The 17,811-nt window shown below is 72.9% G+C and carries 16 protein-coding genes; 2 read left to right on the plus strand and 14 right to left on the minus strand.

The features are described 5' to 3' along the window. Positions 1-13: 13 nt before the first annotated feature. The 8 genes from ACZ6X9_RS30570 to ACZ6X9_RS30605 form a co-directional block, all read right to left on the minus strand. Positions 14-1,690, minus strand: a complete 1,677-nt coding sequence (locus tag ACZ6X9_RS30570) for a DUF4192 domain-containing protein (protein ID WP_469781264.1) — start codon at positions 1,688-1,690, stop codon at positions 14-16. Between the two features lie 296 nt (positions 1,691-1,986). Next, positions 1,987-2,532: a YbaK/EbsC family protein gene (locus tag ACZ6X9_RS30575; protein WP_469781265.1), complete on the minus strand. Its 546-nt coding sequence runs from the start codon at positions 2,530-2,532 to the stop codon at positions 1,987-1,989. Continuing rightward, a complete protein-coding gene (locus tag ACZ6X9_RS30580) occupies positions 2,529-3,338 on the minus strand; it encodes a 2OG-Fe(II)-dependent halogenase WelO5 family protein (protein WP_469781266.1) in 810 nt (269 codons plus the stop codon). Before ACZ6X9_RS30580 ends, ACZ6X9_RS30575 begins: the two co-directional genes overlap by 4 nt. Then, entirely contained in the window at positions 3,325-4,083 is a 759-nt protein-coding gene (locus tag ACZ6X9_RS30585) for a class II glutamine amidotransferase (RefSeq protein ID WP_469781267.1), read from the minus strand. Before ACZ6X9_RS30585 ends, ACZ6X9_RS30580 begins: the two co-directional genes overlap by 14 nt. 6 nt (positions 4,084-4,089) lie before the next feature. Further along, positions 4,090-5,385, minus strand: a complete 1,296-nt coding sequence (locus tag ACZ6X9_RS30590; RefSeq protein ID WP_469781268.1) for an ATP-grasp domain-containing protein — start codon at positions 5,383-5,385, stop codon at positions 4,090-4,092. A 25-nt stretch (positions 5,386-5,410) separates the two neighbouring features. After that, complete coding sequence (locus ACZ6X9_RS30595; RefSeq protein WP_469781269.1) at positions 5,411-6,946, minus strand: PqqD family protein; 1,536 nt, start codon at positions 6,944-6,946, stop codon at positions 5,411-5,413. Between the two features lie 120 nt (positions 6,947-7,066). Beyond that, the gene (locus tag ACZ6X9_RS30600; protein WP_469781270.1) at positions 7,067-8,287 is read right to left on the minus strand and encodes an MFS transporter; all 1,221 of its coding nucleotides are present in this window, start codon (positions 8,285-8,287) and stop codon (positions 7,067-7,069) included. After that, positions 8,284-9,657 (minus strand): ATP-grasp domain-containing protein, encoded by a 1,374-nt coding sequence (locus tag ACZ6X9_RS30605; protein ID WP_469781271.1) that lies wholly within the window; start codon positions 9,655-9,657, stop codon positions 8,284-8,286. The genes ACZ6X9_RS30600 and ACZ6X9_RS30605 overlap by 4 nt, the downstream gene beginning before the upstream one ends. 57 nt (positions 9,658-9,714) lie before the next feature. On the opposite strand from ACZ6X9_RS30605, the gene ACZ6X9_RS30610 reads away from it, so the two are divergent. Then, positions 9,715-10,638 carry a LysR family transcriptional regulator gene (locus ACZ6X9_RS30610; RefSeq protein WP_469781272.1) on the plus strand — a complete coding sequence of 308 codons (924 nt, stop codon included), beginning with the start codon at positions 9,715-9,717 and terminating at the stop codon, positions 10,636-10,638. 28 nt (positions 10,639-10,666) lie between these two features. Here ACZ6X9_RS30610 and ACZ6X9_RS30615 read toward each other — a convergent pair whose 3' ends face one another. Further along, positions 10,667-12,826 (minus strand): RecQ family ATP-dependent DNA helicase, encoded by a 2,160-nt coding sequence (locus tag ACZ6X9_RS30615; RefSeq protein WP_469781273.1) that lies wholly within the window; start codon positions 12,824-12,826, stop codon positions 10,667-10,669. Positions 12,827-13,085: 259 nt separating this feature from the next. Between ACZ6X9_RS30615 and ACZ6X9_RS30620 the strand changes: the two genes are divergently transcribed. Further along, positions 13,086-13,664: a hypothetical protein gene (locus tag ACZ6X9_RS30620; RefSeq protein ID WP_469781274.1), complete on the plus strand. Its 579-nt coding sequence runs from the start codon at positions 13,086-13,088 to the stop codon at positions 13,662-13,664. A 63-nt stretch (positions 13,665-13,727) separates the two neighbouring features. On the opposite strand, the gene ACZ6X9_RS30625 is transcribed toward ACZ6X9_RS30620, so the two are convergent. The 5 genes from ACZ6X9_RS30625 to ACZ6X9_RS30645 all read right to left on the minus strand — a co-directional run bounded on the left by ACZ6X9_RS30625 (position 13,728) and on the right by ACZ6X9_RS30645 (position 17,810). Next, positions 13,728-14,309, minus strand: coding sequence for a hypothetical protein (locus tag ACZ6X9_RS30625; RefSeq protein WP_469781275.1), 582 nt, complete (start codon positions 14,307-14,309; stop codon positions 13,728-13,730). A gap of 57 nt (positions 14,310-14,366) precedes the next feature. Beyond that, positions 14,367-15,095, minus strand: coding sequence for a ribonuclease HII (locus ACZ6X9_RS30630; RefSeq protein WP_469781276.1), 729 nt, complete (start codon positions 15,093-15,095; stop codon positions 14,367-14,369). Positions 15,096-15,197: 102 nt separating this feature from the next. Next, entirely contained in the window at positions 15,198-16,094 is an 897-nt protein-coding gene (locus tag ACZ6X9_RS30635; RefSeq protein ID WP_469781277.1) for an ADP-ribosylglycohydrolase family protein, read from the minus strand. A gap of 11 nt (positions 16,095-16,105) precedes the next feature. Next, the gene (locus ACZ6X9_RS30640) at positions 16,106-16,765 is read right to left on the minus strand and encodes a histidine phosphatase family protein (RefSeq protein WP_469781278.1); all 660 of its coding nucleotides are present in this window, start codon (positions 16,763-16,765) and stop codon (positions 16,106-16,108) included. A gap of 439 nt (positions 16,766-17,204) precedes the next feature. Then, positions 17,205-17,810 (minus strand): YdbC family protein, encoded by a 606-nt coding sequence (locus tag ACZ6X9_RS30645; RefSeq protein WP_469781279.1) that lies wholly within the window; start codon positions 17,808-17,810, stop codon positions 17,205-17,207. Between the last annotated feature and the right edge of the window lies 1 nt (position 17,811).

Below are 17,811 nucleotides of genomic sequence, written 5' to 3' on the forward strand. Positions count from 1 at the left end.
CACGTGATCGCCGTCACCGGCGGTCTCGGGTGGTGCGGCGCGTCGGCTGCCGCCGCGCCCCGGGCTTCCCCGCGGGGCTGCCGGCGGGGGCTTCGCCGGTCGTCCGCCTGGGGTGCGCGGCGGCGGGCTTGCGCCGACGCGCTCGCGGCACGGTGGCCTTCCCACCGGAAGGCCTGCCCGGCCGGGCGCCGGGCGTCGTCTCGGCCGCCGTCTCGACTGTCGTTTCGGCCGCCGTTTCGACTGTCACCTCGTCCTTCGCTTCGTCCCCTGCTTCGTCCGGCACCCCGCCCGCCCCCACGTTCGGCGTCTCGTCCGACACCGCGGCCGATGCTCTGTCCGGCACCACATCCGCCGCCGGACCCGGTGCCGCGCCCGCCACCGCGTCCCATGCCGCGTCCGGTGCCACGCCCGTCACCACATCCCGTGCCTCAGCCGGCGCCACCCCCGGCACCACGCCCCGTGCCTCGCCCGACGCCACGCCCCGCGTCCCCGCGGTCGGTCGCTCCTCGGCCGCCGCGCGGGCCGCCTGGCAGACGGCCCGATCGGCGCGTTCCTGGCGGAGGCAGTTCCGCAGGGCCTCCGGGTCCAGCCCCTCGTTGCAGGCGTGGTGCAGGAGTTGTGCGAAGAGGTAGTCGGGATCGGCGGTCAGAGCGCGGCCGAGGGCGACCCTGGCCTCGGCCTGGTCGCCGCCGGACCAGGCCACCCACCCGGCGAGGGTCAGCGGGGCGGCGGCGTGCTCCGTGTACGGCGGGACGCAGCGTCGGGCGAGGGCGCGCCAGAGGCGCAGGGCGGCCTGGAGGCGTGGCCCTTCCATCCACTCGGCGGCGCGGTCCCGGGCGACGCGGTCCTGGAGGCCGATGACGAGGGCGGCGGTCTCCTCCGCCGTGAGGAGCGCGTCGTCCCGGGCGTCGGACTCCGCAGGGTCCGCTCCGGCGGGCGTCTCGTGGAGGCGTTGGAGCAGCCGCTCCGCGAGGTCGAGAGTCTCCTGGCGCGCCGTCTCGCGGTCCCCGCCGAGGAAGCGCGGGACCAGGCGGGCGGTGGCGGTGTCCAGGGCCCGCCGCTGCCCGTCGGCCGGCGGGCCGGTGCGGGGGCTGAGGCGGGCTTCCATCTGGCGCAGGGTCCCGCGGACCCGGATACCGGCGTAGGCGGCGGCCGCCGCCATCACCGTGGTGCCGGGGGGCTCCAGGGGCACCCCCTCGGGCGGGCAGCAGCGGGGGCCGGAGCAGCAGTACGACCAGTAGCGGCCGTCGGAGAGGCACAGCGCCTCGACCACGGGCACGTCGAGAGCGCCGCAGGCGATCCGCAGGCGCTGGGCGAGGGGGCGCAGCCGTTCCATCACGGCGGCGGACGTCTCGCCGTCCGCCGGGTCCTGGCAGAGGTAGAGCACGATGCCGTCGGGTCGGGCGCCGCGCTTGAGGCAGCCGGTGACGAGCGTCTCCGCGAGGTGGTCGGAGACGTCCGGCCAGTCGTCCGGTACCGGGATGCCCAGGCGCAGCCGGCCGCCGAAGCGTCCGTCCTCGCCGTGCAGTGCCATCAGGACGATGCTGTCGTTCGGGTGGAAGCCCAGCAGGTAGGGCAGGGCGTCGGCGAGCTCCGCCGGGCTGCGGAGGGTGACGTGTCCGGGCGCCGACGGCGGCCAGCCGGACGCGGGCGGGTGCGGGGGGCCTGATGATGCGTCGTGGTCGGTCATGCGCCGAGCGTCCCGCAGGCCGGTGGGGCCCACCAGGCCTGTGGACACGCGGCAGTTCATCGTACGAATGCCTGTGGATGACGGCCGGGCCGAGGGGCCCTTCGGTTCGGTCACTCGCGCCCGGGGGCCGCCGCCGGTGCCGCCTGAGGCCCGAGTGCCGCCTCCGGTGCGCGGCCGCCCCGAGGCGGCACAGCGCGTCGGCCCGCCGGACGGAATCCGGCGGGCCGACGTCACGGAGCCCTCGTCAGGCCAGACGGCCTCCAGTCACCTCAGGCACCCCAAGTACCTCAGGTACCTCAGGCACCGGCCTCCGCCGGCGCCGGTTCGCTGACGGACTCCACCCGCGGCTGTGCGAGCCGGGCGTAGTCCTTGGTGTCCAGCGCCACGGAACGGTCCAGCTCGACGTTGAAGAACATCTCCTCGTGCGCGAGCAGGGCCGGGTCCACCACGAGCTCCAGGGCCGGGTCGAAGGTGAACGGGACGATGGCGCCGCTCGTGCAGCCCGTCAGGCGTTCGGCCGTCGGCTGGTCCGCGAACATGGCGTGCCGGGCATCGCACAGCTCGGCGATCCGGCCCAGGTCCACGCGCCGGTCGCCGGGCACGGTCGCCAGGACGTAGTGCGAGGTCTTCTTGGTCTTCTTGACCCGCACCACGACGCACTTGGCCGCCTGTGCGATGTCGTTGCCGCGCAGGGCGCTGACGACGTCGGTCCGCCCCTCGGCCGCGTGCTCGATCCGGCGGAAGCGGGCGCCGCCCTCCTCCAGCAGGCGCAGGAGCCTGCCGGAGGCCGGTTCGGGCGTGGAACCGGGCTGCTCGGCTTGCTGTTCCGGTGCCGGCGTCATCCCCACACCACCGCCGAGCCGAGCCGCTCGTCGGGGAAGCCGAGGAAGAAGCCCATGGTGATCCGGTCGGAGCCGGAGACCCGCTCGATCGAGTGGTACTGCATCGGGTTGATCACGTAGACGTCGCCGGCCTGCGGCTTGAACTCGTGACCGGGGTGGCCCTCGACGACTCCCTCGTCGTAGCCGAGACCGCCGTCTATCTTGAACGTCTCGTCCTCGGGCCGCCACGGGCGCCGGTAGATGCGCAGCTCGCCGCCCTCGTCGCACTCCTGGAGGCAGACGACGCAACTGAGCTGCCGGGCCAGGCCGGCCAGCGCGATGCCGGTGTCGGCCGCGTCCCGCATGATGTTGTCGTTGTGCAGCGGGTTGCGCACGCCGTCCGCGTGGATGCGGACGACCGAGGCCGCGTACTCCCGGCCGTCGGGCTCCCGGGCCGGCTCGAGCGCGTCGAGACCGAAGGCCTCGCGCAGGCCCTCGCGCACCCGCTCGGCGAGGTCGAAGGAGACGCCGTCCAGCATCGCCCGCGACTCCTCGCTCTCGCGGAAGTACGTGTCCAGGTCGGCCAGGTGCTTGGCGAGGTACGGGCCGATCGTGGTGAGCGTGCCGTTGGAGTAGCTCGTCGTGGACGCGTTGGCGAACAGCTTTCCGACGCGCTCCCGGTTCTCGGTGAAGGCATCCTCGGGCAGCAGGTTGCGCAGCACGACCACGGCCACCTCCCCGGTCGCCAGCTTGTGCAGCAGGTCGGGGCCGGGCCGCTCGGTGGCCGCGTCGATGACCACGCGGGTGAAGGTGTCAGTGCTGGACATGAAGGGCTTCTCCTTGCCGTGCCGTGCTGCTCGAATTGCCGTGGAGGGGGATTTCGATGAGGCTGTCGGGTTCGAGGGGCTCCCACTGGTGCGTCGGGGCCAGGTCGGGTATGCGCTCCGACGCGATGATCGTGCACCGGTCGGTCCGCAGGCGGAACATGCCGAAGTAGACGGGCGAGGCGACCCCGGGCGACGACCAGTGGATGACGTACGCGGCGTCGGGGTTGACCGCGATGGCGTTGCCCGAACTCCCCCCGGGCGGAATGGCCATGAGCCGCTGGAGCGTCTGCCGCTCGTCGAGCCGGCGGCTTCCCTCGGGGATGACGTGGTCGAAGTATTCCTGCGAGTCGAACTCGGACTCGGGGAGGCCCAGGAGCTGGTGAACGGTGGGCAGGAAACCGTTGTGCATGAAGTGCCACGGGAACTCGGCCTCCCGTGTCAGGGGATGCGTGAACCGGAGCCCGTGGTTCTTCGCGAGCGTCGCGTGCCGGGAGTGGATGGCCAGGAAATCGGTGTCGAGTCCCGCGATCGGGGATTCGTGATGGCTGTCCGTGAGCGGTCGCACGTCGCGGTGGAGCGCGAGGCCGTGCGGGGCGTCCGGATCGCGCCAGACCGCTCCCCATCCGTTGGGGTGCACGTCGGTGGGCCCGTCGTGGTCGGCGGTGCGGCCACAGCTCATCGCCTCGGCCGCTTTGAGGATGTCGTTCGCCGCGAACTGACCCGAGGCCAGTATGAGTCGGCACATGATCGGTCAGTCCCGCTTTCGGTCGTCGGCCAGGGAGGAGAGAACGGAGCGGATCGCGTCGCCGTCGTCACCGGTGACGACGATCCGTCCGGCGGACCCGCCGTGCCGTGTGATGTCGGACGCGAGGGTGGTCAGCTCGTCGGGGGTGAGTCCCTCCGTCGCGGGGGGCGGGCCCGCGGGGAGGACGTCCAGCGAGCAGCCGGCCGGAGCGAGTCCGGCCGCGGTGGCCAGTTGCTCCGGGGAGGTGGCACGGATCTGTCCGGCGGTCGTCCTCCCGGACGTGCCGACCAGTTCCCGCGGGTCCGCGCCGTCGAGATGGACCCGGAACGTCAGTTCGGCCCAGTTCAGCCCGGTCGCCCGCTCCACGAGTGCCACCAGGGCGCCACCGGAGAGCCGGAATCCCATCTCCACGAGTACGGGTCCGTCCGCGCCGAGGATGACGTCGATGTGGAACGGGCCCTCGCGGTATCCGGCGGCGTCGACGCAGGCCCTCGTCAGTTCCAGGAGTTCCGCGGAGGCGGTGTTTCCGTGCCGGGCGATGTGGCCCACCTCGCGGAATCCCGCGGGTTCGCCGTCGGTGCCGTCCTCTATGGCGGTGATTTTCTCGCAGACGCTGAGCAGCACCGGGTTCCCGCCCCCGGCCACGCCTTGCAGGGAGACCTCGGGGCCCTTAACGAATTCCTCCGCGACGACCCCGGTGAACGCGCCGCCGCCGTAATTGGCCAGCCGCTCGATGTGCCGGAGGGCGTCACGCCGTTCTTCGGCTCCCTGGACGAGGAAGACGCCGAGTCCTCCCCCGCCGTCCACCGGCTTGATCACCTGCGGATAGCCGAGGCCGTCGCCCTCCGTGCCGTCAGGGTGTTCCGCGCCGGATGCCGGGCCCAGGAGCCGCTGTCGCGGCTGCGGAAGGTGGCCGGCGATCTCACGGACGGCGGACCGCAGTTCGTGTTTGTCGAGCGGACGGAAGTCCGCTCCCGTCGACGGCCAGGGCCGGGCGCCCAGCGACCGGGCGAGGGCGAATCCGGCGTACACGTAGCGCTCGAATCCCGAGAGCAGCAGGACCGGGACGACCCGCGCGGCGGCGAGGGCCTCGCGCACCTGCTCGGGGTCCTGCGGCTCCTCGACGCCGATCTCCAGGTCGAACGGCCGGCGGCCCAGTAACCTGCGCCAGCGCAGGTACGCGGGGGTCTCCACCAGAACGGCGCGCAGCGACCGCCGTCGGGCGCAGTCCAGGTAGGGGTCGAGTCCGTCCCGGGTCGCGCCCAGTTGGACGAAGTCGCCTCCGGGACCCTCACCCGTCATGTCCCCCTCCATGTCCCCGCTCACCTCAGCGGCCGGAGAGGAGCTCGGGGACCAGCGGGCCGCCGGCGCTCTGCCGCGTCCGGATGACGGCCTTGTGCGGGTCGCCCTCGAGGATGGCGTCGATGAGCTGGGCGCTCTGGGGTGTGGTGGACGGCAGCCGCAGGGAGCTGCCGTAGAGCACGCGGAGCTGGGCGAGCTTCAGGCCGGTGATCCGCTCCAGTCGTGCGGCCACGGCGGTCTCGTCCTGCTTCTCCGGCTCGAAGTCGCCGCTCAGCAGGGTGTGGACGGTCGCCGAGCTCTCCAGCAGGTCCGGCTGCTCCTTGCGGAGGTACTCCTCCAGGCCCAGGCCCTTCTCGGTGAAGGGGGCGTAGACCATGGCGACGAACTGCTCCTCGGTCACGCCGTACGCCTCGGCCGCGTACGCGTTCATCGCCTCGCGCATGCGCTCCGCGGTGCCCTCGCCCGCGTACCGCTCGCGCATGATCTCGACGAGCTGCGGCGGGAACTCCTTCTTGTGCATGAGGGAGACCGCGAAGTCGACGTATTCCGCCAGGCCTTCGGCGTACGTCTGGCCGTACCGCCGCTCGCACTTGAGCGCGCGCAGGTGGGCCATGAGCGCGGGGTTTCCGCAGTCGGACTCGGTGAAGCTGAAGGCGATGTCGTCGAAGAGGAAGCCCAGGTAGTCGGTCAGCAGCTCCCAGTGGTCGCCGGACGCGTAGGCGGTGTCCTGGTAAATGGAGAAGAATTCCAGGCCCGTGCGGACGTCCGAGTGCACGGAGTGCTCGGCGATGACATCGACGGCCTCTTCGCCGTGGATGTCGGCGAAATACGCCTGGGAGATGTTGTCGAGCGCGGTGAGGAAGCCCTGGAAGGTGCCCCGGACCTCGCGCGGCGGCTGCAGCCCGAACTTCCGGGCGAGGCGCGAGACCCAGAGGTAGTAGTCGCGCTGTTCCTGCTTGGAGTCGCCGGTGATGATGAGGTCGACGCCGCCGTCGTATCCGGCCGCGAGCCCGAAGGCGTTCAGCATGCTCAGGTTGCACGCGTTGCAGAACGTGGGGCGGGCGTCGGCGGCGGTGCGGTGGCCGGTCATGAGGATGTCGGTGCGGTTCCGCTCCACGACATCGGTGGTCTGCGGCAGGTTCGCGTCGAAGTTCCGCACCAGTCGGCCGTCGATCAGGAGGAGTTCGGCGCTGGGGTCCGCGTAGAGGTGGAGTGCCCGGTAGGCGCGGTCGATGTTGTCCATCACGGCCTGCGGCATTCCCGCGTGCCGGTTGGTCGCGACACGCATGCGGAACGTCGCTCCGTGGAGCTGCGAGATGATGAGCTGCATCGTGCGGACGAAGGCCAGCGTGTAAGAGCTGTCCTTTCCGCCGCCGTACGCGACCAGCACGACGTTGCGGTCCAGGTTCTCCTGGTCGGGAAGGGCGGCGTGGAGCCGCATGGCGCAGGAGACCGCGCCCTCGTAGTTCTCCTTGGACAGCACCTCGCGGAGCTGCCGCAGGGCTTCGGCGTGTTCGACCTCCCGCGGTATGTCCGTGTACAGGGGGGTGGTGTGCGACATCATGGATTTCCCTCGCTGTCGTGTGAATGTGTCACCGCAGCCGTGCGCCGTGATTCCCACGGCGGTTCCGATGTGCCGGCGGATGCGGAAGCTGATGGGGTGGGAGCGGGTGGAGCGGAATCAGGAGGCCGGTTGCACGGGTACGGGGACGTCCGCGTCGCGGATCAGCCAGTGCAGCAGTCCGCCCAGCACCGCCGCGAGGACGGCGAGCACGAGCAGGATGGCGCGGACCGACACCGTGTCTCCCGCGATGCCCACCCAGGCGACGAAGGAGAGCTGCACCGCGGACGAGGCCACGAAGACCGCGCTGAGGATCTTGCCGAGGTCGGCGTCGGGGGCGTCACGCTGGATGTACGCCGGGAACATGATGTTGGCGCAACTAAGGAAGAACCCGAGCACTACACCCGCGGCCAGGCCCGAGCGGAAGCCGGGAGCGAGGGCGAAGAGGATCGCGAACGCTCCGGTGAGCAGGAGTGAGGTGGCGAGGTGGGAGTGCTTCCGCTCGCCGAAGAGGCGGGAGACGAGCAGGCCGGCCGCCAGCGCTCCGATGCCCCAGGTGCTGTCGAGCACGCCGAAGCCCGAGGCGTCGGTGCCCAGGTCGTTCCGGGCGAAGGGGGCGAGCAGGGTGTTGGCGGCGGCCAGGAAGCCCACCGGTACCGCGGAGAACACGGTCACCAGCAGCAGCTTCCGGTCGGTCCGCAGCACCGTGAAGGCCGTGCGGAACTCCCTGACCAGGCCCGCCTTCACCGCCTTGCGCGTCGGCCGCACGGCGGGGACGAGGAAGAGGAGCGCCGCCGCGCCCAGGTAGGCCCCGGCCGGCATCCAGAGCGCCGCACCGCCCCAGGCGTCCACGAGGGGGCCACCGGCGAGGGCGCCGGCGATGGTCCCGATCTGCGTCATGATCTGCCACTGCGCGTTGGTGCGCACCAGGCGGTCGTCCACGGACACGGCCGGCAGCAACGCCCCGTAGCACGGGAGGGTGATGGCGTTCCCGACCCCGATGACCAGGGTGGCGAGGAACAGGTGCCACATCCGCAGCTCTCCGGCGGCGGAGCACAGGGCGAGGCCCACGGCCGCCGCCGCCCTGAGCACCTCGGCGCACTGGGCGAGCGTGCGCCGCTCCCACCGGTCGATCAGCAGACCGCCGTAGAGACCGAGCACGAGGGACGGCACGGCGAGGGCCCCGGCCAGCAGAGCCTGCCCCCGTGTGCCGGCCCCGCACTGCAACGCGAGCCAGGAGCTGAGGATGAAGTAGGCCGCCACGCCGATGAACGAGACCAGTCTGGTCGTCATCAGCACCACCAGGGGACCTCTGCCGACGGCCGTCGCTTCCTGTGTCATGAGAGGAGAAATATCCGGTCCTTGAGCTGCTGGACGCGCTGGTGGTCGTCCAGGATGGCGGCGCGGGACGCGTGCGCCATAAAGATGCGGAGCGGGCTGGTGGACAGGTCCTCGGTCGGGACGAGCAGGGTCCCCTCCGACGGCTTCACGACCATCTTGAAGACCGATTCGAGGGATTCGACCGCCTCGATCGCGGCCGTGTCGAAGCCCTCGATCTTGCCGTACAGCGTCGTGCTCGCGTTGTGCACGATCGCCTCGGTCCGCTTCCGGTATTTCCGCCCGCCGTATTCCCGGATGAACGCGTCGGGGTCGACGGCGGCGAGTGCCACGAGGTCGGCCTGGTTGGCGTCCATGCACGCATTGTGGAATTCCGGATGGGAATTGCCGTTCATGCGGGCGGCCACTTCCACGAGCATCGGGCCGGAATCGGTCATCATGACCTCGGCGTGCGCGGCTCCGTAATCGATGCCGAGCGCGTCGAGAACCGTGTACACATAGGCGGCGAGCTCTCCGGCCGGATTTTCGTCGGCGGAAAGGAGGACGTCCTTGTCGTAAATGCGGCGGCCGGACTCCAGCATGCGCTTCTCGTAGCGCCAGACACCGGCCAGGAAGCGCCGGCCGCGGGCGCTGACCGCGTCCACGATGTACTCGGTGCCGTCCATGCGCTCCTGTACGAGCACCTCGGTGTTGTGGCGGCCGAAGAGGTCGGTGGAGCTCTGGATGGCCCGGGCCGCGGCGGCGACGGCCACCCGGTCCGCGCAGAAACGCACTCCGTCGGAACCGGTGGAGCTCATCGGCTTGACGACGACCGGATAGGAGTCGAGCCGCTCGGCCCAGGACGCCAGCTCCTCCGGGTCGGAACTCTTGTGCTGCCGCACGCAGGCGATGCCCGCGCGGCGCAGCGTCTCGATCATCTCGTACTTGTCGCGCCGGGCGGCGGAGAGGGCCGTGCCGTTCCCCTCGAATCCGAGGCGTTCGCCCAGCCGGTCGGAGAGTTCGACGCCCATCTCGCTGCCGGTGGTCACGCAGACGGGCGACCAGCGGCGCAGCTCCTCGACGAGGGCGTCCTCGTCGTCGGCGTCGAACGACGTCAGGTAGGCGGAGAGGTCCGGGACCGCCAGCGCGTTGCGGACGAACGGGTCACTGAAGACGTGAATGACGCGGACGCCCTGCCGGGCGAATGCCGCCGGCAGGAAATTTCCCATCGCATGACCGTCCACGACAACGGCCACGGGGCCGTTTTTCGAATGGTCCACAAATCCCTCTTGATCACTTGCGGGGCGGAATTGGAGAATCCAGACGAACACATCGGAAAAAGCTGGCCTCGGCCGCTGGGAACTCGCGATGGCGACGCTACTACAGCAATGCACACCAAGTGACCGAATGTGCTATGAATCGTCCTGAAGGGCATCTATTAGCATGGCTTCATGCTCGACATCAACCGACTCCGGGCCCTGCACGCCGTGGCCGTGCACGGCTCCATCAGCGGCGCCGCGGCGGCGCTGGGCTTCACCCCGTCCGCGGTCTCCCAGCAGATCGCCAAGCTGGAGCGGGAGACCCGGACCGCGCTGCTCGACCGGCACGCCCGGCATGTGACGCTCACTCCGGCGGCCGAGGCCTTAGCCGAGACCGCGCGTCAGGTGGTCGGCCTGCTGGAACAGGCGGAGGCGGGCCTGGAGTCCCAGCGCCGCACCCCCTCCGGCACCCTGCGGCTGGCCGCCTTCCCCACCGCGTGCCGTTCACTCGTCCCGGGCATGCTCGCCGAACTCGCCCGCCGCTACGAAGAGCTCGACTGCCGCCTGACCGAGGCCGATCCGTCCCGCGCGCTGGGCCTGGTCAGCGAGGGCGAGGCCGACATGGCGATCGTCCACGACTGGCACAACGTCTCCCTCATGGTGCCCAGCGCGCTGGCGATGTACGAGATCGGCGAGGACGTCGGCGACGTCCTCGTCCACGCGAGCCACCCGATGGCCGACCGTCGCTGTCTGACCCTGGACGACCTCGTGGACGCGCGCTGGATCAGCCACTCCCCCGGCGCGATGTGCCATAGCTGGCTGGAGCGCACGTTCGCCGACCGCGGGCTGCTCCCCGACATCGCCTACTACGTGGAGGAGTTCCAGTCCCAGATAGCCCTGGTGGAAGCGGGCGTCGGCGCGGCCGTCGTCCCCCGCCTCGGCCGCGGACCGCTGCCGGCCGGCGTCCGGGCCATCCCGCTCGCCCCGGGTCCGCACCGCAAGATCTACGCGGTGTGGCGCAGGCAGACGGGGAGCCGCCCGTCCGTGCGGGCGGCGCTGGCGTTGCTGCGGATGCCGGAGGGGACGTCCTCCGGGAGCGGCGCCGTCGCGCGGTGACCCGGCGTCCGCCGGGCGAGCGTGCCGCTCAGCCCGTCGTCGCGAGGACCAGCGGCAGCACCGGTCCGCTGCCCGCCCGGCGGAGCAGCCGGGCCGCGACGGCGAGGGTCCAGCCGGACTCCGTGTAGTCGTCCACGAGCAGGACGGGGCCGGACGCGCGGGTCACGGCGGCGGCCAGTTCGTCGGGCAGGACGAACGCGCCGGACAGCCCCCTGAGCCGCTGGGCGGAGTTGCTGCGGCGTGCCTCCCGGGCCCCGTCCGGCCCGGCGTACGCCAGGCTCCCCAGGAACGGCAGCCGACCGACGTCCGCGATCCCCCGGGCGAGGGAGTCGACCAGTCGGGGGCGGGTCGCCGACGGTACGGCGACGACGCCGACCGGCCGGGCGACGGCGTCCGGGGCGTCCGACGCCCAGCCGCCCGCCGAGCGCGCCCAGTCGGCGAGGACGGTCACCGTCGCCCGCAGCACCTCGTCGGGGACCGGGCCGTCGGCCGCCTGCTCGGCCAGCAGCGGGCGGAGGCGGTTGCCCCATCCGATGTCCGAGAGGCGCCCCAGGGCGCGGCCGGGGGAACACTGTTCGCCGGCCGGGATCCGGCCCTTGAGGTCGATGCCCAGGGCCGGCATCCCGGTCGGCCACATCCGGCGCGGCTCCACCTCCGTACCGGGGCGGTCCAGTTCCCGCGCCGCCCCCGCCGTCGCCTCCGCCGACACGGACGCGCCGATCCAGGGGCCGGCGCAGTTGTCGCAGCGGCCGCACGGGGCCGCGCCCTCGTCGTCGAGCTGCCGCCGCAGGAACTCCATGCGGCACCCGGACGTGCTCACGTAGTCCCGCATGGCCTGCTGTTCGGCCGCCCGCTGCCGGGCCACCCACGCGTACCGCTCCGCGTCGTACGCCCAGGGCCGCCCGGTACTCTCCCAGCCGCCCTTGACCCGCCGCACGGCCCCGTCCACGTCGAGGACCTTGAGCATCGTCTCCAGCCGGGTGCGGCGCAGGTCGACCACCGCCTCCAGGGCGGGTACGGACAGGGGCCGGCCCGCGTCGGCGAGGGCCGAGAGGGTCTGCCGGACCTGGGCCTCGGGCGGGAAGGCGGTGTCGGCGAAGTAGCGCCAGATGGCCTCGTCCTCCCTGCCGGGCAGGAGGAGGACCTCGGCGTGCTCGACGCCGCGGCCGGCGCGGCCGACCTGCTGGTAGTAGGCGATGGGGGACGACGGCGAGCCGAGGTGGACCACGAAGCCCAGGTCCGGCTTGTCGAAGCCCATGCCCAGCGCGGACGTCGCGACCAGCGCCTTGACCTTGTTCCGCTGGAGGTCGGTCTCGGCCTGCAGCCGGTCGGCGTTCTCCGTCCGCCCGGTGTACGACGACACCCGGAAGCCGCGCCGGCGCAGGAACGCGGTGGCCTCCTCCGCCGCGGCCACCGTGAGGGCGTAGACGATCCCGGACCCCGGGAGCTCGTCCAGATGCTCGGCGAGCCAGGCCAGCCGGTGCGCGGCGTCCGGGAGCCGGACCACGCCCAGCCGCAGGCTCTCCCGCTCCAGCGGGCCGCGCAGGACCAGGGCCTCACCGGCGCCGGTCCCCAGTTGCTCGGCCACGTCCGTGGTGACACGGGCGTTGGCGGTCGCCGTGGTGGCCAGTACCGGCACCCCCAGGGGCAGCTCGGCGAGCATCGACCGCAGCCGGCGGTAGTCCGGCCGGAAGTCGTGACCCCAGTCGGAGATGCAGTGCGCCTCGTCGACGACCAGCAGGCCGGTCGTCGCGGCCAGCTTGGGCAGCACCTGGTCGCGGAAGTCCACGGAGTTGAGCCGCTCGGGGCTGACCAGGAGGATGTCGGTCTCGCCCCGCTCGACCTCCTCGTGGATGGCGCCCCACTCCTCGGGGTTGGCCGAGTTGATCGTGCGGGCCCGGATGCCGGCCCGCTCCGCGGCCTCCACCTGGTTGCGCATGAGCGCCAGCAGCGGGGAGACGATCACCGTGGGTCCTGAGCCGCGCCGGCGCAGCAGAGCGGTGGCGACGAAGTAGACCGCCGACTTGCCCCAGCCGGTGCGCTGCACGACCAGAGCCCGTCGGCGCTCCCGGACCAGCGCCGCCACGGCCTGCCACTGGTCCTCCCGCAGTCGGGCCGTACCTCCCGGGTCCCCGACCAGCTCGGCGAGGATGGCATCGGCTTCGGCGCGGAGCTCCAGATCGTCCATGGCTCCATGCAACCCGATACCGCGGACGCCTGGCCAGTTCACCCAGCGTGACGCCCCGGTCGCGGCGCCGTCCGTCCCGGGCCCGGCGCCGTCCGATACCGGCCGGTGGCGACGATCGGCCGTTGCCGTGCGGCGGGCGGGGCCACGAGAATCGAACCGGCTCCCCGCTCCCGTCCCCCACGGCCCGCCGGGCTGCCGTCCGCTGTTCCTCGTTGCCGACGCCCGCGGGTGCCGCGGGCGCGCAGGCGAAGGGAGACTCATGGCCCTCGGCCCGGTCCCGTCCCCGTCCCGGCACGCCCCCGGGCGGCCGGCCCGTGTCGTGGGGCCCGCCGAATGGGCCGCCGCCGGAATTCCCTTGCTGCGCAACCCCCGTGAGGTCGTCACCGGACTGCACGCCCGGCATCTGCCCACCCCCCGCACGGCCGTGGTCGCCGTCCTCGGTCCGGACGAACGGCTGGTGGCCAGCGCCTCCTTCGCCCACCGGGCGCCGGTCGCGGACGGCTGGGAACTGCGCAACGCGCTGCTGGCGCGGCTGCGCCGGGTGATCCCGCACGACCTGCGCAGACGGTCGCCGGTGCGCACGGCGGTGCTGCTCTACTGCCGCGCGGGGGACGGTCGTTGGACCGAGGTGGACGGCGCGTGGATGTGGGCGCTCCGGGACGCCTGTGTGCTCCACGGGCTGCGCTGCGGGGCGTACATCACGCTGACGGACGCGGGTTGGCGGATCCTCGGCGAGGGCAGGAGCGGACGCAGCCCCCACTCCGGCGCGCACCGCGCCGGGGCCTTCGACGCCGTCCGCCCCGCGCCGGAGGCGCTGCGGCACGCCGCCGCCGGGTGACGCGCGCGGGTCACCCGGCACCGGCCCCGGGGGCCGGGACCGGCGCCTCGGGGAGGCGCCGGGTCAGACGGCCGTGGACAGCGCGGAGTTGACGCGGGCGCCGTCCCCGCAGACGACCAGCAGGGCACCGGCACGGCGCAGGGCCGCGGGCAGCGCCCGCCGCACCGTCTCGTCGGAACCGCCGTTGACGGCGACGACCACGACGGGGCGGCCGGCCACCCGGTCGGCACCGGCGTCCGCGTAGAAGACGTCGTCCGCGGCGTCGTGCTGGGCCCAGTAGGAGGCCTCGCCGAAGGACAGCTCGTGCGCGGCCCAGGGGTGCGCCTCGCCGGTGGTGAGCACCAGGACGTCGCCGGGGGCGCGGCCGGTGTCGAGCAGCAGGTCGACGGCCTCGTCGGCGGCGTCCAGGGCACCCTCCGCCGGAACGGGGATCAACTGGACCTGCGGGGCGGCGGGTGCCGCCGGGGGCGGGGTGCGCGGGCCGGGGGGCGCGGGCACCGGGCGTGCGGCACGGGGGCCGGGCCGGGGGGCCGGGCGGGGGCCGGGAACGGGGCGGGGGGTCGACGCGGTACGGCCGGCGGCCGGGACAGCGCGGGGACCCGGGACACTCTCGTGAATCTGAGGCTCCTCGGGGATGAGAGGCATGGGTGGATGTCTATCAAACACCGGTGCGAGCCGCACCGGCGGGTGGCACTTCCGCGGTCAGAAGTCGAACCCGAGCTGACCGCCGGCCTCCAGGGCGGCCGTTCCGCGGCCCGCGGGACCTTCCGGCCCCCCGGCCGCGAGACGCGTCCGCTTCAGATGCTGCCACCGGGGAAGCGCGTCCAGGTAGGCCCAGGACAGCCGGTGGTGCGGCGTGGGTCCCAGCCGCTCCAGGGCGTCCCGGTGGACGGGCGAGGGGTACCCCGCGTTGCCGGAGAACCCGAACTCCGCGTGGTCCGCGTCCAGTTCGGCCATCAGCGCGTCCCGCCGCACCTTGGCGATCACGGACGCGGCCGCGACGGCCACACAGGACTGGTCTCCCTTGACGACCGTGCGGACGTGCCACGGTTCGCCGAGGTAGTCGTGCTTGCCGTCCAGGATCACGGCGTCGGGCCGCACCGGAAGGCCGTCGAGGGCCCGCACCGCCGCCAGCCGGAGCGCCGCCGTCATGCCCAGCTCGTCGATCTCCTCGGGGGAGGCGTGACCGAGGGCGTAGGCGGTGACCCACGACTCCAGCAGCCCGGCGAGCGCCCGGCGGCGCTTCGGGGTCAGCAGCTTGGAGTCGGTGAGCCCGTCCGGCGGACGGCGCAGGCCGGTGACGGCCGCGCAGATGGTGACCGGGCCGGCCCAGGCGCCCCGGCCGACCTCGTCGACACCGGCGACGATCTTGGCTCCGGTCGTCGCCCGGAGGGAGCGCTCGACGCTGTGGGTAGGCGGTTCGTAGGGCATGGCGCCAGCAAGGGTACGCCCCGGAGGCCGTCGGTGCCGCCCCGGCCCCCTTCCTCACCCCTCCAGGGCAGGTCCGGGGGCCGGTCCGGGGCCGGTCCGGGGTCAGTCCGAGGCGGTCGGCAGCCAGTCGGGGAGGGCCTCGGTGGCGTCCCGCCAGGCGGCGGGAGGCGTGCCGCGGCCGGCTGCGGCGATCACCCCGCCGACGATGGCGCAGGTGGTGTCGACGTCCCCGCCGACCGACGCCGTCGTCCAGAACCCGGTCGCGTAGTCGCCGAGATGGCGGGCCGCCGACCACAGGGCGAACGGCACGGTGTCGTGCGCGCTGGTGCGGCGCCCGCAGCCGAGCACGGCGGCGACGGTGGTCGCGTCGTCGTAGTCGAACATGTCGCGGGCCCGGCGCAGCCCCGCCTGCACCGCGCTGCGCGGGACGAGGGCGATCACCTCGTCCAGCAGCCGCTCGCCGGTGACGGCCGTGCCGTCGGCCTCCGCCGCGACGGCCGCCGCGGCGGCCACGGCCATGGCGCCCGCCACCGCCTCGCGGTGCTGGTGCGTGGTGTAGGCGGAGATCTCCGCCTGGTGCGTGGCCTGCTCGGGGTCGCCCGCGTACCAGGCGCCCAGCGGCGCGATGCGCATGGCCGCGCCGTTGCCCCAGGAGCCCTGCCCCTTGAACAGCGCCGCCGCGAGCTCACGCCAGTCACCGCCCTCCCTGATCAGCCGGAGCATCCGGTTGACGGCCGGGCCGTAGCCCCGGTCGAAGTCGTGGTGCTCGGCGAAGGACCGGGCCAGGGCGTCCTGGTCGATCCGGCCGTGGGCGGCGAGCACCGCCACGACGGAGCAGGCCATCTCGGTGTCGTCGGTCCACTGCCAGGGGGCGGGTGGCAGGTCACGGCGCTTGAGGGAGGGAAGGTTGGCGGGGACGAAGAACTGGGAGCCGAGGGCGTCGCCCACGGCCAGCCCGCGCAGGCTGGCGAGGGCTCGGTGGATTCGGTCAGCGGTCATCGCAGCGAACTCTAATCGGTGAAGCCGTACGATTCAGGGGTACACCAGCGCTCGAACGGCCGGTCCAGGTGGTAGCGCCCGTCGGCCCCCAGGAGGAGCATCCGGCTCTCCCCGTTGCCCGGGTTCGACAGGCTCTCGAACTCCGCGACGGTCCAGTGCAACCACCGCATGCAGAACAGCCGCATGGTCAGCCCGTGAGTGACCAGCAGGACGTTCGGCGGGTGCCCGGGGTCGTCGAAGCTGCGCCAGAGGCTCTCCAGGAAACTGCCCACCCGGTCGTAGACGTCGGCTCCGGACTCGCCCTGGGCGAAGCGGTAGAAGAAGTGGCCGTAGGCGTCGCGGTACGCCTTCTGCCGGCGCACGTCGTCCCGGTCCTGCCAGTTCCCCCAGTCCTGCTCACGCAGCCGGGGCTCCTCGCGGACCCGGACCCGGGCGGGGTCGAGGCCCAGCGCGCGGAAGGTCTGGTGGGCGCGACGGTAGGGGGAGACGTAGGCGGAGACGGGCTCGTCCCCGAACGTCTCCCGCAGCCGGGCCCCGGCCTCCTCGGCCTGCCGGCGGCCCAGGGCCGTCAGGGCCAGGGCGTGGTCGGGTTCGCGTTCGTAGACGGTGTCGTCGATGTTGCCCTCCGACTCGCCGTGCCGGAGGAGGACGATGCGCCGGGGCCGTGCCATGACGCCACCCTATTGCGGAACGCCCGGTGGCGGGCGCCCGGCGCACCCGCCGGGCCCCGAGGGCCGGTGACGGGCAGCGACTCCGGGCCGGGGCCGCCGGGCACCGTGCTTGGGGCTTCCCCTGAGAGCCGCCGTGTGAGGGCCTCCGGGCGAAGGCCGCCGTGCCCCCGGGCGAAAACCACCGGCCGAGAGCCCCGCATGACGGCCACCGCGTGACAGCAGCCGCGTGCAGGCGCCGTGTGACAGCGGCCGCGTGACAGGTGACGCGTGACAGGTGACGCGTGACAGCAGCCGCGTGACAGGTGTCGCGTGACAGGTGACGCGTGACAGCAGCCGCGTGACAGGTGTCGCGTGACAGGTGACGCGTGACAGCAGCCGCGTGACAGGTGTCGCGTGACAGCAGCCGCGTGAGCACCCCCCGAAACGCCCCCACCACCCCTCACACGGTCCAGGAAGGCTCCACCCCGACCACGTCCCCGTCCACGGCCTCCACGTCCGTCTCCATCCCGGCGCGCGACGCCAGCCGCTCCACGCGCTCCGCGCGGTACTTCCCGTGCTCGCCCTCGGAGTTCCACATCGAGAGGACCAGGAACTCCGGGCCCGGAGCGGCGCCGAGCATGCCGCGCAGCATCCCGGGCGAACCCGCCATCGCCGGGTTCCACACCTTCTCCTGCATGGCGCGGAAGTGCTCCTCGCGCTCCTCCCGGACCCGGCAGTGCGCGATCCGCACCACGTCCGCGCCCGTGAACTCCGGGCGGAATCCCACCTTCACGTCCAGGCAGTGCTCGAACAGCCGCACCCGGACGTCCTTGTACGTGCCCGCCTGGGCCGCCGCCAGTCTGTCGTGTGATCGCGCCATGAACGAGTCGTAGAACGCCCTGCTCTCCCAGAAACCGAAGAGGTGCACCACGTCGGGCCGGCCCCGGCTCCACCCACCCCCCTGACTCAGGAAACCCGGCTCCCCCAGCAGTCCCGCCCACTTCCGCTGCGCCCGGTCGAAACCCCGGCGGTCCACCACGACGCAGCGAATCCACTTGATCAGCACG

Source organism: Streptomyces sp. NPDC052910 (genome assembly GCF_055585605.1).

Bases quoted from the DNA above. Each gene is read 5' to 3' on its own strand.
- ACZ6X9_RS30570 (WP_469781264.1), bottom strand. From the start codon at position 1,690: ATGACCGACCACGACGCATCATCAGGCCCCCCGCACCCGCCCGCGTCC.
- ACZ6X9_RS30575 (WP_469781265.1), bottom strand. From the start codon at position 2,532: ATGACGCCGGCACCGGAACAGCAAGCCGAGCAGCCCGGTTCCACGCCC.
- ACZ6X9_RS30580 (WP_469781266.1), bottom strand. From the start codon at position 3,338: ATGTCCAGCACTGACACCTTCACCCGCGTGGTCATCGACGCGGCCACC.
- ACZ6X9_RS30585 (WP_469781267.1), bottom strand. From the start codon at position 4,083: ATGTGCCGACTCATACTGGCCTCGGGTCAGTTCGCGGCGAACGACATC.
- ACZ6X9_RS30590 (WP_469781268.1), bottom strand. From the start codon at position 5,385: ATGACGGGTGAGGGTCCCGGAGGCGACTTCGTCCAACTGGGCGCGACC.
- ACZ6X9_RS30595 (WP_469781269.1), bottom strand. From the start codon at position 6,946: ATGTCGCACACCACCCCCCTGTACACGGACATACCGCGGGAGGTCGAA.
- ACZ6X9_RS30600 (WP_469781270.1), bottom strand. From the start codon at position 8,287: ATGACACAGGAAGCGACGGCCGTCGGCAGAGGTCCCCTGGTGGTGCTG.
- ACZ6X9_RS30610 (WP_469781272.1), top strand. From the start codon at position 9,715: ATGCTCGACATCAACCGACTCCGGGCCCTGCACGCCGTGGCCGTGCAC.
- ACZ6X9_RS30615 (WP_469781273.1), bottom strand. From the start codon at position 12,826: ATGGACGATCTGGAGCTCCGCGCCGAAGCCGATGCCATCCTCGCCGAG.
- ACZ6X9_RS30620 (WP_469781274.1), top strand. From the start codon at position 13,086: ATGGCCCTCGGCCCGGTCCCGTCCCCGTCCCGGCACGCCCCCGGGCGG.
- ACZ6X9_RS30625 (WP_469781275.1), bottom strand. From the start codon at position 14,309: ATGCCTCTCATCCCCGAGGAGCCTCAGATTCACGAGAGTGTCCCGGGT.
- ACZ6X9_RS30630 (WP_469781276.1), bottom strand. From the start codon at position 15,095: ATGCCCTACGAACCGCCTACCCACAGCGTCGAGCGCTCCCTCCGGGCG.
- ACZ6X9_RS30635 (WP_469781277.1), bottom strand. From the start codon at position 16,094: ATGACCGCTGACCGAATCCACCGAGCCCTCGCCAGCCTGCGCGGGCTG.
- ACZ6X9_RS30640 (WP_469781278.1), bottom strand. From the start codon at position 16,765: ATGGCACGGCCCCGGCGCATCGTCCTCCTCCGGCACGGCGAGTCGGAG.